This window comes from Microseira wollei NIES-4236 (genome assembly GCF_020521235.1).
In the GTDB taxonomy this organism is placed as follows: Bacteria; Cyanobacteriota; Cyanobacteriia; order Cyanobacteriales; family Aerosakkonemataceae; genus Microseira; species Microseira wollei.
The window spans coordinates 1-16505 of sequence record NZ_BLAY01000008.1 but is presented as its reverse complement, the minus strand read 5'-3'; the positions used below and the strand labels follow the sequence as shown (position 1 = coordinate 16505).

The window sequence follows — 16505 nt, the reverse complement described above, 5'->3', positions numbered from 1 at the left end:
AAAACGTAATTAAAGAAGACACTTCAAGCACAGCAGGTCTTCACCGCATCCGGCGTACTGCCGTTTGTCTGGATGGTCGTTCGCGATCCGGGATCTGGGTGCAATTGCCTACGCCATGAATAGCGATATGCCTCCCAACGCTGGCGCGAACGCAGTTATGGAAAGGAACTAGGTTATGCAGTCTCAATCCTTAATTTCTTTATGGGGACAGCGTTTTACCTGTGGCACTTGTGCGGTTGCCTTGGTGGGCAGTTTGGCACTTTACCACAAAACAGTTTTAACCAATCCGGTTATGGTTGCTGGAAAACGCCCAGAAGGGAACGCCGCTACCAATCCCAACGGTATCAGAACCCAGTCGGGTCCTGGGGCGTTCCCGGTGGGAAAGACTGGCGTACCCAAGCGAGTCTTGCCAGGTAGAGATAGCCACTTTAGCTGGCAGCAATTGTGGGAAACAACAAAATTTAACAGTTCTCCGTAGAGCGATCGCTGCAAAAGGTTCCTGGCGATGTAGCCTCAGCCGTAGATCTGGCTCTATCATTGACAGAATCATCTTCCCTCGCGATCTATGTTGGGGTTCTGATGGTGCTATCTACTACCAGTTTGAGTGTCCTTTAATGGTTAAGACTGGTATCGTTCTTAAGTCTGTTAGGCACTCCCAGAATTCACTGTCTAAAATTGATCGTATTCAGCCGTTCCCCAAGGTTGAGGATGTAACCTCAATACCTTTGACGGTACTGAGGGATGAGCTGCGTCAGTTTCCCAAAAGCCAAGCGTGAATTTCTTCTGTGGCTATGGGATAGACTTACAGCTTCTCAATTGTTCGTTTAAATGCGTTTGACGGGGTGGAGCCGTGGATTATGCACATGAAAGTAGACGACATTTACCAGTTTTTTCATTGTCCTCCTCCGATTTATCTGAGCAAGGAGCTAGCAGTGTGCTACGTACTTGCGGTTTTAGTGCGAGGAGAGTCCTATGGAACTGAGCTAATTCAACTGATCGAAACCGAATACCCAGCTTTCCGGCTGTCGGATACAGTCCTCTACAGCGCGCTGAAATTCCTGGAGGAAGAACAGGCGATCGCTGGTTACTGGAAAAAAGTAGAGGGGCGCGGACGTCCCCGTCGCATGTATCGAGTCAGGGTGGATTGGCTCGATCGCGCTCAGGACTTGGCTCGTCTTTGGCACGAGTATGCCAGCCGGAACAATTATCCAATCCCAACCAAACCCAGTGCCAGATAACCAGTCACAGTAAGGAGCTAGGGTCGGTAAATTTTTGTAAAATTTTTGCAAGCCTACCGACCCGGATCTAAACGGATGAACACAACGATTCTTTCTTCAACATTCCTGCTGACAATATTGTTGTCGGTCGGATTGTTTTTCTTTATTAAAGCGTCCGTCAAAGACAGAACCCAAGCCGTCCAGCTGATATCCGGGCAACCGCAAGAATCCCTGTTGCCTCAATTACAGCAGTATTTTACGCAACGAGCTTACCGGGTTGCCGCTGTGGATGCGGCGCAAAACCAGGTGGTTTTCCAAGGTTTTGTCCGCCCCAGTTGGTTTTTGGCGATCTTTTTATCGTTGTTGGCGGCGGTTGGACTCCTTTGTCTATCTTTGGTTCTGTCCCAGCTGTTCCCAGGGGCAGCAACTCTATTTCTGGGGTTAGAACTTTTGTCGCCTTTAGCTGGTTTGTTTTACTGGCAAAAAGCTGGGCGGACTGAGCAGGTATCGTTAAAGTTAGACGATTCCCCTCGTGAGGGCACGGAACAGGCGCAGAGCCTGATAACCGTTACAGCTCATCGGGATGAATTGGCAGCCCTGCAACAGGCTCTGAACTTGACCTCCTGCGATTAATCTCAGAACAATGGCAAGCCCCGTCTGAATCTATGATTCAGCCGGGGCTGTCGATTTACGATCTTCCCGAAAATTTTGGTAACGCCTAGCCCTAATAGCCGCTATGGCTCTATGGCAAGCTTAAGGGGCAGGGGCGGGCGTTTATCTCCGATTTACCAGCTGATTGCCAACTTCGTGCTGGTTATAGCCGGACTTCCGTGGCCTGAAACTGACTCAAATCTGAGCGGTGCAGATTTGGCACTGCCTGGGCTGAAGGCACAGGGATTTTTAAGACTTCACAGCCTTAATATCCTGATTCTTGGGCTTCCTGGGCTGCACCACTCAATCCACAAGGGCGTGGTGATATCTCGTGACGTTGTTTCAGGCCTTTAGTGGTTTTACCCACAGGTTTCTCATAGTGCAAGACAAAACTTACTCAAATCAAGTATTTCGCTTAATTCGACGTTTGCTTCCTGCTTCAACCTTTGGGAGTTGGCTCCAACTTGTCTACAGGCGTAAATTCCGCGCTTGCCGCACGTACTTGCTCTCCCGGTAGCGCTACATCTCCGACCATTAGGTGCGGAGTTTTGCACTTCTCGTTTTAGCTGATAACACAGTCGCTTGCCTTTGATTGGGGGCTTTTCCTCCAGACTGTAAAATTTATCGAGCAATGGTGTCTGAGGTCATCCGTTTGGTCTCAGACGGTTTGAAGAGCCATTGGAGCTTTTTCGCCAGAGGCTTCGATTAACTGCCTCAAGCTGGGAAATAGGAAATGGTTTTCTTCAACGTATTGAGCGCCAAACAGTCCCTTTTCTGCCCAGAAGTATCGATCTGTGGTATGCTCGTTCCGTTTAACTAGCAGTAAAGCAGGTGGGACAATACCTTCGGCTTGAATAAATTTTCGTGCCGCCGTCACTGGTTTATCCTGTCCGCTTTCGATGCTATATTGAGGCACGTGTTCAAGAATTCTGCGTCCTTCTTGACGACGACGGCTTTTGCGCTTGCGTCTCCTTGCCAAGCTGTTTACCTCCTTTTTCCAGCGAGCGATTGTAGTGATAGTTACCAAACCCGTGCAAAGTATATCTGCTTTAGTTGAAAAAATCAACTTTTTTTAAGGTTTTGATACAAAGTCTGGAAGTGCCGCTGATGCGCTTGCTAATTTGGTGTGGTACGAAAAGCCGGAAAACCTTTAATTGAGGCGATCGCCGTGGGTTTGGTGGCAGAAGAATCCCTCCTCACCAAGGCTGTCCCAGGGCTAGTTCATAATTTTCGTCGCCAAACCGGCACCGAAACAGCCTGAGGAGGGAAGCCAACCAGATTAAATGTTTAAAACATGATGATTGGGAACGTTAAACCTAGTCGGCGCGGCTCGCCACCTGACCGGGTAAATTATCAGAATCTTTGACGCCATGTTAATGCCTGCCAGTTCAGAATTTGTGGCGCTTTGTCAAGCGCAGGTCAAGGTGATGCAAAAACTAGGAGCCACCTTGAGCGCGGTTTATTTGACCGAAGAACTGGTGGAAGACTCAGAGGCTAACCTGATTCCGGTTGTGGCTTACCCTTCACCCGATGTGGTGTGGGAGGAACAGCAAGAGTTGGCGCTGTTGCCAAATGAGACGGATACAACCTCCCCGCTTCCCTGGTTGCCATCCGCAGCAGATACCTTTATCCCCCTAGATGGCGAGTTTGAGGGGTCAGAAAGTACCCAGCCCCAGTCGGAAGTCAATACTTTGCTAAAACAGCGCCGCATCGTGTTGCCCCTGATGCATGAGGGGTTGGTGATGGGGTTGTTGGTAACCGAACGTCAGGATCGACCCTGGAACCAGCGGGAACGATCCCAGATTGAAGAAATTGCCCATACAATGGCGATCGCTTGCATTCTGGATCAGCGGCGAGCCTGGTTTGAGCAGCAGTTAACTCAACAACATCAACTGCAAGAAAAACAAAATGACCTGTTGCACAATTTACTCCACCAGTTGCGAAATCCGCTGACGGCGCTGCGGACGTTTGGCAAGCTGCTGCTCAAGCGCCTGGGAATCGGCGATCCAAACCGGGACATTGCCGCCAATATTTTACGCGAGAGCGATCGCATCCAAGAGTTGCTACAACAGTTCGATCGCGTCCTGGAACTGGCTGATACCAACAAGGTGCCCCTGACGCTGGCTCCCGCCCACCTGCGGGTTGAGACAGAAACAGACATTGAGACTGACGATCAAAAGCCAAGAGCTAAACCGCTGCTGTTGTTGCCTGGAGCTGGTTTAATCGCTTCGACTTTGGAATCCCTTTCGGTAACACAAGTTTTAGAACCCCTACTGGCATCAGCTCGCGCGATCGCTCTCGAGCGCCATCTGGATTTACAAGCGGAAATTCCCTCCCATTTACCGCCAGTACGAGCTAATGCCCAGGCTCTGCGGGAAATACTTAGTAATTTAATCGATAATGCCTTAAAATATACACCGCATGGGGGAAAAATTTACATTCAAGTCGGGCAAGAGCGAGAAACGCCCCAAGGTCGGTTTGTGGGCATCGCCGTCAGGGATAGCGGTCCAGGTATTCCGCCTCAAGATATAGCCCACCTGTTCGAGCGGGGTTATCGGGGCGTCCAGGCAGAAACGGAAATACCGGGGACTGGGTTGGGTTTAGCGATCGCAAAAGAGTTAGTCGAGCAAATGCAAGGGGAAATTCAAGTCATTAGCCCCGCGCAACACCCTGATGCAGGTGGATTGGGCGTAACTTTTGTCGTTTGGTTAAGGATAGAGGACGATTGATTTTTGTAAAAAAGTGACAATTGCCTATTGACAAATGACCACTTAACGGTATTTTTTGAAAAAATTATTTACCGCTACTACTCAATACCAAATCGGCATTTAAGGTGAGAGTCAAATCGGTATTGGGGATAATCGAGATTAGTTCAACACGATCGCGGTTGCGAAATAGTCCTGACAGGTTGACGCCAGCGCCAGCGCCAGCACCGAGTAAAATTCCCCCAATACTAGCCCCGCCAGTCAAAGCCGCAACGGCTGCTGCTGCTGCTACGCCTAATGCGCTGCTGACGATGAACCGACGATCCCCAGATATAGCAGGTCGCCTAGCGATAGTTTCTATTTTGCTAATTATCTGGGAAGTTGCCCGAATTTGAACAAGTTGACCGTTGGTCAAAATTAACTGTTTGGCGACGAATTGGGCGCTTTTTTGGTCTTCTATGGTGACCAATTCACCGATAACCTGAGATCCAGCCGGAATTAACAACACTCCCCCCTCGGAAACAACATTGCGCGCGATGGTGACGGTAAGGGGAACGGGTGCGGGTTCGTTCGGCGCGACTAAAATTCTTTCTGCGGCGTCGTATTTAACCGGAAGTCTAGTTCCAGATGGTATTCTCACCGTTCCTACTAAGGTTGGCTGCTTTGGAACTGCTGGAGGTGAAGAATTGTTGCGAGCCACGATGTAGGGGGAGACGATCGCTTGCGCTTGTGAGCTATTGACCAACGCCTGATAGATGAAGGCTGCAACTTCAGCGCGGGTGGCTATTTTATTGGGTTTTAACCGATCCACATCTGGATAGTTAACGACAATTCCTTGTTCGGTGGCGGCGGCGATTTTTTCGCCAGCGTAGTTGGGAATCGCTCTGCGATCGCGATAATATTCCAAAACCGAAGCCGGGGGTAAGCTGCCAGAATAGTTCAGTCCGCTGGCAAGGGAAACCAAAACCTGCTCGCGGGGAATTCTTTGATTGGGTCGGAAAACCCTGCCGGGATAACCTGAGAGAAACCCAGTCGTGTAAGCTTCATTAATAGCATCAGCCGCCCAATAGTTGCTGGGTACATCGACAAAATTGATTGGTTCGCGGATGGAGTTGGTATTGAAAGCTTTCCCGACCATTGTGGCAAACTGCGCCCGCGTTACAGGCGCATTGGGTCGGAACTTCCCATCTGGGAATCCAGCAATTATATCCCGTGCCGCCAGTGCGCTAATAAAGTCTTTTGCCCAATAGTTAGAAGATACATCGGAAAAAGTCGGTTCGGTTTGGGCAACGGCAGGCGCTAATATTGCTAGGGTTACTGCCGTATTAGCCGTCATTGCGATCGCCGTCAATAAAGCAGTTCCTGACTTAGAGAGATTCAAATTAGGCATAAAGTGCTTCTTTGAGTCAATGGATAAAAACAGAATAATTTATTTGTTGCCATTTGAAAGGTAAATTAACCCAAGTAGGGGCGGGTTTAACGAAATATTTCTCGGTGACAGGCAATGGTTGGTCAAACCCGCCCCTACCAGTTATAAACTTGGGCGTTGCTAATAGCTAATAGCGAGATATTCAAACATCTAAGTACTATAGCATTTTACCCGTTCGAGTCATTAGCCATTAGCAATTAGCCGCAGGTTTGAGATAGCTAGCAACTTGAGTTAAATTATTACCCGTCAATTAAACGTCGCAAAATCCAGTCAAACCTAGTGGTGGCAAGATTGATATTTGCCGTGCTTTCCATAACTGCATCATCTACTCCAACTTCAGTCAGCGCTTGGGCTTTAACATCGCCCAGTTGATTGACGATCCGACGCAGACGATTGGAAAGTATAGTAGCAAGGGCGCGATAAAAACCATAAGCAAATCCGATATCCAGTTGTAGTTTTTTAACTAATTCTCGCCGAGGGATTGACAAGACAAGGGAGTTTTCAAGCGCTTGAACGGTGGCAGAGGGTAGACGGTTATCCAAGAAAGACATTTCTCCGACTACCTCGCCGCTGGATAGTCTGGCTATCTCGCGGTGCTCCAACTCTGCTATAGAAACGGTAAAAGTGCCGGTCAGCAGGATATACAGCGCATCAATGGGCTTTCCTTCTTTAATCAGTACGGTACCTGCGGCGATTTCTTGCCTGGTACCTGTCTGGAGTAGCCAGTCGATGTCGTCGTCATTGAGTTCGCCCAATAAAAACAGTACTTTTTTCATCCTTGGCAACATTCCTCATTTCGGCTAAAGGGCGATTGTTGGTGTTGTACAACACAAAACTGACTCAAAACAGGCTGAAGTTATTGAAATGGCTTGTTTTGAGGTTTGCTTCCCGCTTCAAGCAAGGGTGTCGGCACCAACAGTCCCCAGGCGTCAATTCCTTGCTTGCCACAAGTACTCGCTTGTTTGGAGCCTGTTCTAGGTTTATGACAGCGTTGAAGTCTCGGTCTTTGACAAGGCCGCATCTACGACACTGATAAACCAGTTTGGATAGGGGCATGGGCTGAATATATCCTGAAGCACCCTGCTCGCAAATACATATAAACATAAAAAAACGCGATCGCAAGCAACAGAAGCTGGCGATTGCGTTGCAATTATTTGTAACCCCTGCTAAGCAGGGCTACCTGTTTGTCCCTCGATCGAACTGTCCCGGCTTTTGCTGGTAACCCTAAATGCCTCTGTCATTCGGGTCAAAGCCTCGGTCTAAGCCGGTATCGTAACCCAGACCGCGCACCACCAAGTCGGAGCGCAATGTCAGGTCTAGATCGCTATCTGGGTCGATCACCACTACCCTGGTAGACGAGCGATTCTGACCCAGGAGCAAGCCGCCTGCAGCACCCACCCCCGTACCGATTAAGACTTCTAGGGGGTTGATGCGGCGATCGCCTGTAAGTCCGGCAATCGCTGCTGCCGCTCCCGAACCCGCTGCGGCTCCGATCAGGATATTTCTCGCATTCGGCCCGCGACGCACTTCTTGCGTTGTGGTAACAACTCTAGAACTGGCATTGATAGACTGCGATCTATTGTCAGAAATTCTTAATTCTCTAGCGACAAATTGGGAACCGCCGCGAACGGGTTGCAATTGCCCGACAATTTCGCTGCCGCGGGGAATGATTACAGTGCGTCGGTCTCGTGATACAATGTCGTCGGCTACGGTTAAAGTTAATTCTGCCGTTTCGTTGGGTGCGACAACAATTTTTTCCTTGTCATAAGAAACCGGAATTACCGTTCCCGTTGGGATTCTAAAGTCAACAAATCGTTGCGATTGAGCTATACGAGTCTCAGCGAAGACAGGAGCCGCAGCCATAAATGGGGTAGCCGTTGCACCAGTCATTGCCACAGCCATAATTACAGCAGTTTTGGACTGCCAGCGCTTGAAAGTAAACATCGGGGACACCTTTGACAATCTCTCTGTGTTATCTCTTTTGACGCCCTAGTGTGGAGTTTGTTGCCACCGCGAGTAAAGTTTTGCAAAGAAAATAGCGAATTGGTTGCGGTAGCTGATCTCTCTTTGCACTCTGGGTACGCCTATTTCCCAGGATGGCGCAGTTAATGGGGCGCTAGCAACTGTCATAGGGAAGAAAGCGGGGGAGATGGGGAGCAGGGGAGCAGGGGAGCAGGGGAGCAGGGGAGCAGGGGAGCAGGGGAGATGGGGAGCAGGGGAGATGGGGAGCAGGGGAGATGGGGAGCAGGGGAGCAGGGGAGATGGGGAGATGGGGAGCAGGGGAGATGGGGAGCAGGGGAGATGGGGAGCAGGGGAGATGGGGAGAATGTACATTCAAATTCCCCTCTGCCCCTTTTGCCCCTCTGCCCACCTGCCCACCTGCCCACCTGCCCCTCTGCTCACCTACCCAATCAAGAGGCATCTATCGAGGGGTAGATTTATGGCGATCGCCAGTACGCGCTAGAGTGGAGAGCATAAATTGGGAACCCAGGAGCTAAACTTGCAAGGCAGGAATACTGAGAACTGAGTGGTTTGGCAAATCTACAGGGTTGTATCTAGATATGAACTTTACGCTGGATGGCAAAGTTTTAATTCAAGGCATCACCGAACCGCTCGGTGCGATTTATGCCGCTAAGATGAAAGACTACGGCACGAATGTCGTCGCTGGGGTGAGCGTGGGATATGGGGGACAGACAGTTTACGATATTCCTGTTTTCGACTTAGTCGAGCAAGCGTTGTCAGTGGTGGGGACAATTGACACTACAATTATCTTCGTGTCGCCTTATCTGGCGCTGGATGCTGCATTAGAAGCGATATCCGCGGGTATTAGACAAATTATTCTAATTTCTGGCGGTATCCCGCCGCTGGATATGGTTCACTTGCTAAGAATAGCCTCCGAGACGCAGACGACTATTCTCGGTCCCAACAGTTTGGGGATTATCGTACCTGGGAAATGGTTGTTGGGAACTCAACCAGAGGAATTTTACACACCGGGCGGGATAGGATTAATCGGTTGCGCTGGTAGTCTGACTTCAGAAATTGCCCTGGAGTTGAGTCAGGCGGGGTTTGGGCAGTCGATCGGCGTTAATATTGGCAGCGATAGTATTGTAGGTTCTTCCTTGTCACAATGGCTGCAAATGTTGGATAAAGATAAGAATACCAAGGCAGTGGTGCTGGTGGGAGAGGTGGGCGAACCCAACGAAGAAACCCTAGCCGAGTATATTGCAGAGAAAATGGCTAAACCCGTGATTGCTTATATTGCGGGGCGCCATTCACCCGGTTTTAAACATCAACACCACGTCAGCGACTTCCTCCCTTCCCAACCAGATTTAAAGGTAGATGTGGATAAGAAAGGACGCAAGATTACAGCATTTGAACAAAAGAAAATCCCTGTAGCGCAACGCCCTGCTCAAATTCCCGAACTGCTGAAAAAAGCACTCAAGAAATAATTGCAGATTGCAGATTTAGAAATTAAAAAGAAACCGGGTTTCTCAGAAAAACCCGGTTTCTGAGTCAGTTGAGCGGGGAAATTGCATCTACCATCTGCAATTTTAAATCTGCAATATCGTTGACCGTTGCATCGGAATTATTGCGCGTAGGAGCAATTAGCAATTAGCAATTAGCAAGAAAGGCCAATCATTCCGATGTAACCGGATTTGATATAATTAGCTTTTTCCAGCTAGCAATGCTTTAGTTGCAGACTCTCCGGCGATTCGCAGTTGTCTATTCAATTGTAAGTTCAACACTCCAAAGATAGTCCATTGACCGAGAAGTGCTAAGCAAACTATCATTGACGACATCAAACTGGAGGGGGGATATAATACAACTATTGGCGCACCAGCGGTAAAGAACCACAAGAAACCAGCGGTTGTTCCGGGTTGAATCGACAATACACCTAAAATAATAGGCGGTAAGAAAAGTGCAGACCCTATCGTACCAATTGCCCAGAATATGCGATTCTGAGCTTTCATAAACAGGATTAATTGGGTTAGGGCGGCGTAGATTATTACTAAGCTAGCAGCTAAACCAATGCTGAAAAATGCCGAGATTTTTGCATCAATTTCAGATGGTGAAACTAGAATCAATCCAACTAACGGAATCACCGCAATTACAAGATTAATTGCAATTGCTTCCACTGCCGGACTTTTTTCATGCCATACTAAATCTCGCAGTACGGAAATATTCCAAAACCTCTTACGAGTCGAAACTTTTTCCCGACGGTAGCGCGCCCAATCTTGTAAAGCTTGACGATGAGGAAACAAAGCTGCCATCAGATAGAGAAATAGCAACAAATCGAAGAAGGAGAGCATCATGAGATGCTGGATCAACCACTCTTTTGGATTATTTTCCAGATAACCATCTGTATATCCTGGTAGAGCGAATCCTAAAGTTGAAGCAGTAAAGCAAGCTGTGAATAAATAACTCTGTCTCTTGCTCAAAATTGTCGCATTAGGATTGCGGAAACACCGTTGCAAACCTTGCCAAACCCAGTAAGTCCAAAGGGCATAATTCAGGAGAGCAAAGGCGATAAGAATTGGGACATTCGCACCCAATGGCAAGTGGAACCACTGTAACTTTTCCAGTTGCACATTTTGATACGAGAGCGAATTATCAGCAAGATGGGGAATCAGATCAAAAGGAGCAAATAACCTCGCCCAAGCAATTGGATTGTAGATGGGTGCATAAATCGCCAATATGCTAGTTAACCATAAGAAGCTGAGAACAATACCAGCACCCAACCAAGCTTGAAATCCTCCCAACCAATTGCTAACTAAACCGTATAGAAGCGCGGCGCTATAAAAGAAGATGCAACAAGCAACAACGACGGCGTAGAAAGCGAGGATTTCGCCCAAGGAAATTTGAGCAGATAACCCAGCAACAAGATGCAATGGAAGTGCTAGCGCTGCTAGGAGATAGACCAAAATAGGGACGCCCAGCATTTTACCAATTAAAAGACGCTGGGTAGATTCTGGACTTAATCGAATAAAGTTGAGCGAACCTCGACGTTCTTCTTGAGTTAAGTCAGCTATCAGCATGTAAGTGCCGATTACTAACAATGCGAAGATGCCGACAAAACTCAGAAATACAAATACAGATAGCCACCATTGTTGCCAGTTTATGGAAAAATTGCCCAAAGAATCGAGGACGCATTTATATACTCTTGCGCTCTCATATTCGCGTTTTCCCGTGCAGAATTGGTTGAAAATAGGGTATTTGTATTCCCCTGGTGGGGGTGCGATGGGTAGCTGGGTTTGGAAAAACTGAAATAGGAAAAATTGTCCTAGTAGGGAAATTGCTATTGCAATCAAAACATTACGCGGTTTAAGGCGACCATTAAGTTCCCGCAATAATTGCGGGTTCCAGTCACCAATTCGGTCTATCGAAGGAAATTTCATCGTATTTACCTCAATTTGGATTATAGTAGGGGCGGGTTTTACCAACCATTCAGTGGAACCAGGAAATATTTAGTTCAACCCACCCTTACTGCTATTTCAAGGCGAAGGTGTCAGATAAGATTGGGAGGAAGATGCACCAATTTTTTGCACTTTTTTGGTTAATTGCCAGGTTAACAAAGATAGAGTTCCTAGCTGCGCCACTAAACCTAAAAATGTTATCGTCGTACCTCCCAATGCTAAGCTAACAATCGGAAAGGGGGAAAATACTAAGAGAAACTGTACGAGGGGTAGCTTGTTTGCCGCGAGATGCCAAATCGTTCCTGTTGTTAGGACAATTGCGCTCAAGCCAGTAGATGCAAATATCAGCCAAGTTGGAGTTTTTGTCAACCTCAGCAGTTCTGCGATCGCTACATAAATCAGCATAACATTCATCGTCATAAACCATCCCAGTAGCAGTTGGGGGGTTTGAATCTTATCCGACCCATCTTTTTGCAGCCATAACAACATCCAGGGTAACCAAATTAGTGCTGTCATGGCAAGGTTGATGGCAACTGCAACAATTGCCGGACTTTTTTCACCCCAAATCAAATCCCGCATTAATGAATACTTATGATTGTTGACCGACAAATGTTTGTAACGACTCCAATCAACTAAAGCTTGATAACTCGGAGTTAAGTTAAAAGCGACAACGAGCAAAAATAATGGATTCAAAAAGAATAGTAAGCCAAACCCAGTCCCGAAGTTATTAGCAGCAACTGGCTTAAGTTCGGCTAAGGAAAAGCCTAACAGCCACAGTTCAAAACTGGCAACTAACCAATAACTTTGTCCCTTGCTAATTAGGGTAGCATGGCGAGAGCAAAAACGACGATTTACAGCTTGCCAATGCCAGTAAGCTGCTATGCTGACTGTCATGAATGCTAAACCATAGGCGACTGTTGCCTGATTGCCAATCGGTAAAAAGAACCATTGCCAGTTCAATCCATCTGTCTGACAGTAATCTAAATTATTGTTACCGGGTGCTGGCGTTAAACATTGGATTAGTTTGAGGTTGTACCAATCAAACGCGAAGTCAATTGTACCGATGTAACCTAACCCCAACAAAAAGGCTAAAAAACAGCCTCCTCCTGCTATATTTTTAGCCTCGATTTTATGGCTGTATTGGAAGGTATAGAGTAGGGCAGCATTGAAGAATACAAAACAACCAATTACCCAAAGTGCGTAGATGCCGATAATCGAAGATAAAGGTAATCCCGCCACTAAAGCAGAACCCAAATGTAGGGGAATTGCTAGGGCAATGCCCAGGTACATTAACGATGGAACTCCCAGGATTTTTCCGAGTAAAATACTTTGGCTAGTTTGGGGACTAAACCGAATAAAGTTTAGCGTGCCTTTACGTTCCTCTTGCGCTACATCATTAATCAGTCCGTAGACGCCATTAGAGATTAGTAAAAGCGGCAATATCCAGTTGAGAACTCTATAGATAGTCTGCCAGTGAAACTCCCAGCTAACTTGAGCGCATTCATTGGCAACATAGCTGATGCAGGTTTGTTTAGATAAACTCAACAGCAGAAAAAATTGACCTAGTAAGGAGCAAATAACTGTCACCCAAAGGTTGCGTGCAATAAATCTCCCTTTGATTTCTCGAAATAGCTGCGGGTTCGATTCTCCAATGCGTTCAAATACAGTTAGTAACATCGATTTTTTCCTCAATTACGTCCAGCGAGAAGTGCTTTGGTGGCAGATTCGCCTGCTTGTTGCAGTTGGCGAGTTAATCGCAGGTTTATTAATGCGAGTACGCTTAATTCACCCAGAAATGTCAGAAAAACATTTGTCAACGAAGCTGCTTCTATACCTACCCAAGGAAAGGTTGAAAGTAACCAAGGAATTGGGTTTTCTGAAGGATTGATCCCCAGGAATAATAGAATAGTGGGTGGTAAGCAAATCGCGGCGATTATGGTGGCTGTTGCGTAGAGCGATCGCTTATCATTTCTCATCAACAACAGCTGGGCAATGCTGGCATAAATCATCATGATGCTGAAAAAGAAAGCCATAGGAAAAATATCTTTTAACACCTGTTCAGAAGTTGGAATATCTTCTTTGGGGAGAAGCAACATCCAGGGTAACCAAAGGCTAGCAAGAATCAACATATTAGTGAAAATTGCTACCTGTGCCGGACTTTTTTCACCCAAGATTAAATCTTGCCACAAAGACCAATTCCAGAAACCCTTACGAGAAACTCTCTGGTGTCGATAACGCGCCCAATCTTGCAAATCTTGGCGTTGGGGTGAAAGCATTGCAATTAAACTGAAAAGCAATACCACATAAAACAAAGGTAGGAAAACGAAATTAGTGGATATATGAGAGTACCATACCCCGTAATATTGTTGTGCCTCTTCCAGAGCAAATCCTAAAGTAACTATGCCAAAATAAAACACCAGCCAATAACTTTGTCCTTTACTTAAAATCGTTGCATTCCGATTGCGGAAACAACGGTTCAATCCTTGCCAAATCCAGTAAGTCCACAAAGTATAATTCAGCAGCGAACCCAGGATTATAAATCCACCACTTGCACCCAAAGGCAAATAAAACCATTGCAGTTCATTTATTGTTACAGAACGCAAGAGAGTCTCTGACCAATATTCCGAACCAGTTCCATCCACTAAATAGCGCAATATAAAAGAAGGATTGAATAAACTTATCCAGGCTGTTGGATTTTGGTAAATTGGTTTAGTACAACTTGTTATCCACAAAAAACACAAAACAGCGCCGCTAATTAACCAAGATTGAAATCCAATTAACCAAGCGGTAACAAAACTACAAAGTAAAGCCGCACTGTAGAAAAAGCCACAGCCAGCAATTAAAACTCCGTAGAAGCTGAATATTTCCCCAATCGGTATTTGACCCATAATTCCCAACCACAAATGCAATGGTATTGTCAGAATTACAGCTAAATAAACTAAGATTGGTACTCCCAATATCTTACCAACCAAAATACTTCCTGATGAACGAGGACTGAAGCGAATAAAATTGAGCGTACCGCGACGTTCTTCTTGAGAAAGGTCGTTGATTAGCATGAAAGTACCCGCTACCAATAGCGCGAATATTGCTATGACGCTAATCAACAAAAATAGTTTAGGCGCATAATCTTGCCACCAAAGCTGCATGTTAACTGCATCTTCAGGACATTGTTTGTGCAAAGTCTTAGATATTTCACTAGCTTGTCTATACAGTTCATCAAGGACTTTCTTGTTTTTCTCATAGTTATTGTTCAGACTATTTATTTGCTTGTTAATTTGGTCGCGTTGTTGCAGAATGTACTTCAAATCGTAAGTAGGTCCCAAGCGGCAATAAGTTTGGTACACGTAAATGTCATTCAGTTGATTCAAAAAAGACAGAAACAGTAAAACCTGACCCACCAACGAAGCAACAACAGCAATGATGACATTGCGAGGTTTGAGGCGACCTTTAAGTTCTCGCAACAATTGCGGATTCCAGTCACCAATTCGGTCTATCCAGTTAAATTTCATGGTCTAACTCCAAAAGTAAGTGGGGCGTGCAGATTTTAAATTAAATCTAAAATCTGCAATCTCAAATCTAAAATCTCACGATGCTTGTTTGTGTCCCATCTTGAGGAAAATGGTTTCCAAGTCTTCTTTGGTGCAGTGGAATTCGGATAGGGGAATGCCGGATTGGATGAGACTTCGCAATAATTTTGCCCCATCTTCCGGACTCCCAGAAAAATGCACCCGCAACTGCTTTGTTCCGGGTATCTCTTCGCATCCTTCAATTTGGGGATAGTTTTTCAATTCGGCTTTTAATGCTTCTAAATCCCCTAAAGTAGACATCAAAATTTGCTGGCGACTGAGACGGCGATAAAGTTCCTGAAGCGATGCACTTTCCACCAAATAGCCAAATTCCATAATTCCTACCGAGGTGCAAAGTTCCGCCAAGTCGCTGAGGACGTGGGAAGAAATCAAAATCGTCATCCCCGCTTCGCGCAATGCTTTGATTATTTCCCGAAACTGCATTCTAGCGATGGGGTCTAATCCAGAAACCGGCTCATCTAAAAGCAGTAAAATCGGTTCGTGGATAATTGTTCTAGCAAGACTCAAGCGCTGTTTCATCCCCCGCGATAGGGTGGAAATGATACTTTTGCGCTTGTTGGTCAGCTGGACTAATTCCAAAACTTCGTACAGGCGCTGACTCCGCCGAGGATTTCGCAAGCGATACAGTCGGGCAAAATAATCTAAATAATCCCAGACGGTCAAGTCGTCGTACACTGGGAAGTCATCGGGGAGAAAACCGAGGCGCTGTTTTAGGTTGGCGTTGCTATGGTCGCGTAATAAGCGATCGCCATGAATGTAAATCTCCCCAATTGTCGGTTCTTCCGCCGCTGCCAACATCCGAATCAGCGTTGTTTTCCCCGCACCATTCGGTCCGATAAGTCCGTAAACTTCTCCCGCCTTGACCTCTAACTCCACGTCGTTGACAGCAATATGGCGGTCAAATTGCTTGGTCAGTCCCTTCGTACAAATCGCCAGTTCTTTTGCCATGATTTTTAGGACAATCTATGGATAAAATGTCAAGGGTAAAAATACTTAACTTTGCCCTGGGAATAGGGAGTAACAGAAGCGATTTGCTTCGTTCTCCCTAATACATACTTCTAGCCTGGGTTGACTTATGCAAAGGCTTTGTCCAGGCTAGCTTTCTCTATAATGATTCACTCCAAAATTTCAAGCCCAGGGCTAGTTGAATTTTCACCTCAATCTTCGACAGCCAGCGCCTTTGAGCCATTGTCATCAACTGCACCTAGTGCCATCCCAGGCGGAAAACTTTCCCTCGTGCCATTTCCAGCGGTAGCCATCCGGGTCGAATTGTGCGATAGCATCGGGGAAAGCGGGAAGGGGAGGGGGGGGCTGGGGGGGCAAAGGGGAGCTGGGGGAGCAAAGGGGATGGGGGAGCGGGGGGGCAAAGGGGAGCTGGGGGAGCAAAGGGGATGGGGGGGCTTAATGCTTCATCAACCAAGGTGATGGGTTGTTAATCATGGTTACAAGACCAGCTAAAACCTGGTTATAAGTTCCATAAAGTTCTCGACCTGTTTCAGTAT

General features: G+C 46.7%; 14 protein-coding genes and 1 pseudogene. 6 read left to right on the top strand and 9 right to left on the bottom strand.

Annotated features, from left to right (window positions below; all coding sequences use genetic code 11):
- Positions 1-175: 175 nt before the first annotated feature.
- The 3 genes from MiSe_RS04060 (at position 176) to MiSe_RS04050 (ending at position 1850) form a co-directional block, all read left to right on the top strand.
- Positions 176-478 (top strand): hypothetical protein, encoded by a 303-nt coding sequence (locus tag MiSe_RS04060; RefSeq protein WP_226575126.1) that lies wholly within the window; start codon positions 176-178, stop codon positions 476-478.
- 385 nt (positions 479-863) lie between these two features.
- A complete protein-coding gene (locus tag MiSe_RS04055; RefSeq protein WP_226575124.1) occupies positions 864-1238 on the top strand; it encodes a PadR family transcriptional regulator in 375 nt (124 codons plus the stop codon).
- Between the two features lie 75 nt (positions 1239-1313).
- Positions 1314-1850, top strand: coding sequence for a cofactor assembly of complex C subunit B (locus MiSe_RS04050; protein ID WP_226575122.1), 537 nt, complete (start codon positions 1314-1316; stop codon positions 1848-1850).
- Between the two features lie 676 nt (positions 1851-2526).
- On the opposite strand, the gene MiSe_RS04045 is transcribed toward MiSe_RS04050, so the two are convergent.
- A complete protein-coding gene (locus MiSe_RS04045; protein ID WP_226575249.1) occupies positions 2527-2847 on the bottom strand; it encodes a DUF3155 domain-containing protein in 321 nt (106 codons plus the stop codon).
- A gap of 147 nt (positions 2848-2994) precedes the next feature.
- Between MiSe_RS04045 and MiSe_RS50760 the strand changes: the two genes are divergently transcribed.
- Together MiSe_RS50760 and MiSe_RS04040 are read left to right on the top strand one after the other, a co-directional pair.
- Positions 2995-3129, top strand: a complete 135-nt coding sequence (locus MiSe_RS50760) for a hypothetical protein (RefSeq protein ID WP_264196322.1) — start codon at positions 2995-2997, stop codon at positions 3127-3129.
- Between the two features lie 109 nt (positions 3130-3238).
- Positions 3239-4597, top strand: coding sequence for a GAF domain-containing sensor histidine kinase (locus MiSe_RS04040; protein WP_226575121.1), 1359 nt, complete (start codon positions 3239-3241; stop codon positions 4595-4597).
- 64 nt (positions 4598-4661) lie between these two features.
- On the opposite strand, the gene MiSe_RS04035 is transcribed toward MiSe_RS04040, so the two are convergent.
- From MiSe_RS04035 to MiSe_RS04025, 3 genes are all read right to left on the bottom strand, one after another.
- Positions 4662-5963 (bottom strand): S-layer homology domain-containing protein, encoded by a 1302-nt coding sequence (locus tag MiSe_RS04035; protein ID WP_226575118.1) that lies wholly within the window; start codon positions 5961-5963, stop codon positions 4662-4664.
- Between the two features lie 278 nt (positions 5964-6241).
- Positions 6242-6778, bottom strand: a complete 537-nt coding sequence (locus MiSe_RS04030) for a cyclic nucleotide-binding domain-containing protein (RefSeq protein ID WP_226575116.1) — start codon at positions 6776-6778, stop codon at positions 6242-6244.
- Between the two features lie 448 nt (positions 6779-7226).
- Positions 7227-7946, bottom strand: a complete 720-nt coding sequence (locus MiSe_RS04025; RefSeq protein WP_226575114.1) for a hypothetical protein — start codon at positions 7944-7946, stop codon at positions 7227-7229.
- Positions 7947-8563: 617 nt separating this feature from the next.
- On the opposite strand from MiSe_RS04025, the gene MiSe_RS04020 reads away from it, so the two are divergent.
- The gene (locus MiSe_RS04020; protein WP_226575112.1) at positions 8564-9451 is read left to right on the top strand and encodes a succinate--CoA ligase subunit alpha; all 888 of its coding nucleotides are present in this window, start codon (positions 8564-8566) and stop codon (positions 9449-9451) included.
- 216 nt (positions 9452-9667) lie between these two features.
- Here the strand turns inward: MiSe_RS04020 and MiSe_RS04015 are convergent, their stop codons facing one another.
- The 5 genes and pseudogenes from MiSe_RS04015 to MiSe_RS53635 all read right to left on the bottom strand — a co-directional run.
- On the bottom strand, positions 9668-11398 hold the full coding sequence (locus MiSe_RS04015; RefSeq protein WP_226575110.1) for an ABC transporter permease: 1731 nt from the start codon (positions 11396-11398) through the stop codon (positions 9668-9670).
- Between the two features lie 96 nt (positions 11399-11494).
- Positions 11495-13093, bottom strand: coding sequence for a hypothetical protein (locus tag MiSe_RS04010; protein WP_226575108.1), 1599 nt, complete (start codon positions 13091-13093; stop codon positions 11495-11497).
- Between the two features lie 11 nt (positions 13094-13104).
- Complete coding sequence (locus MiSe_RS04005; RefSeq protein WP_226575106.1) at positions 13105-14925, bottom strand: ABC transporter permease; 1821 nt, start codon at positions 14923-14925, stop codon at positions 13105-13107.
- Positions 14926-15000: 75 nt separating this feature from the next.
- Complete coding sequence (locus MiSe_RS04000) at positions 15001-15951, bottom strand: ABC transporter ATP-binding protein (protein WP_226575104.1); 951 nt, start codon at positions 15949-15951, stop codon at positions 15001-15003.
- A gap of 453 nt (positions 15952-16404) precedes the next feature.
- Positions 16405-16505 (bottom strand): annotated as a pseudogene (locus MiSe_RS53635) (four helix bundle protein); the annotation flags it as partial.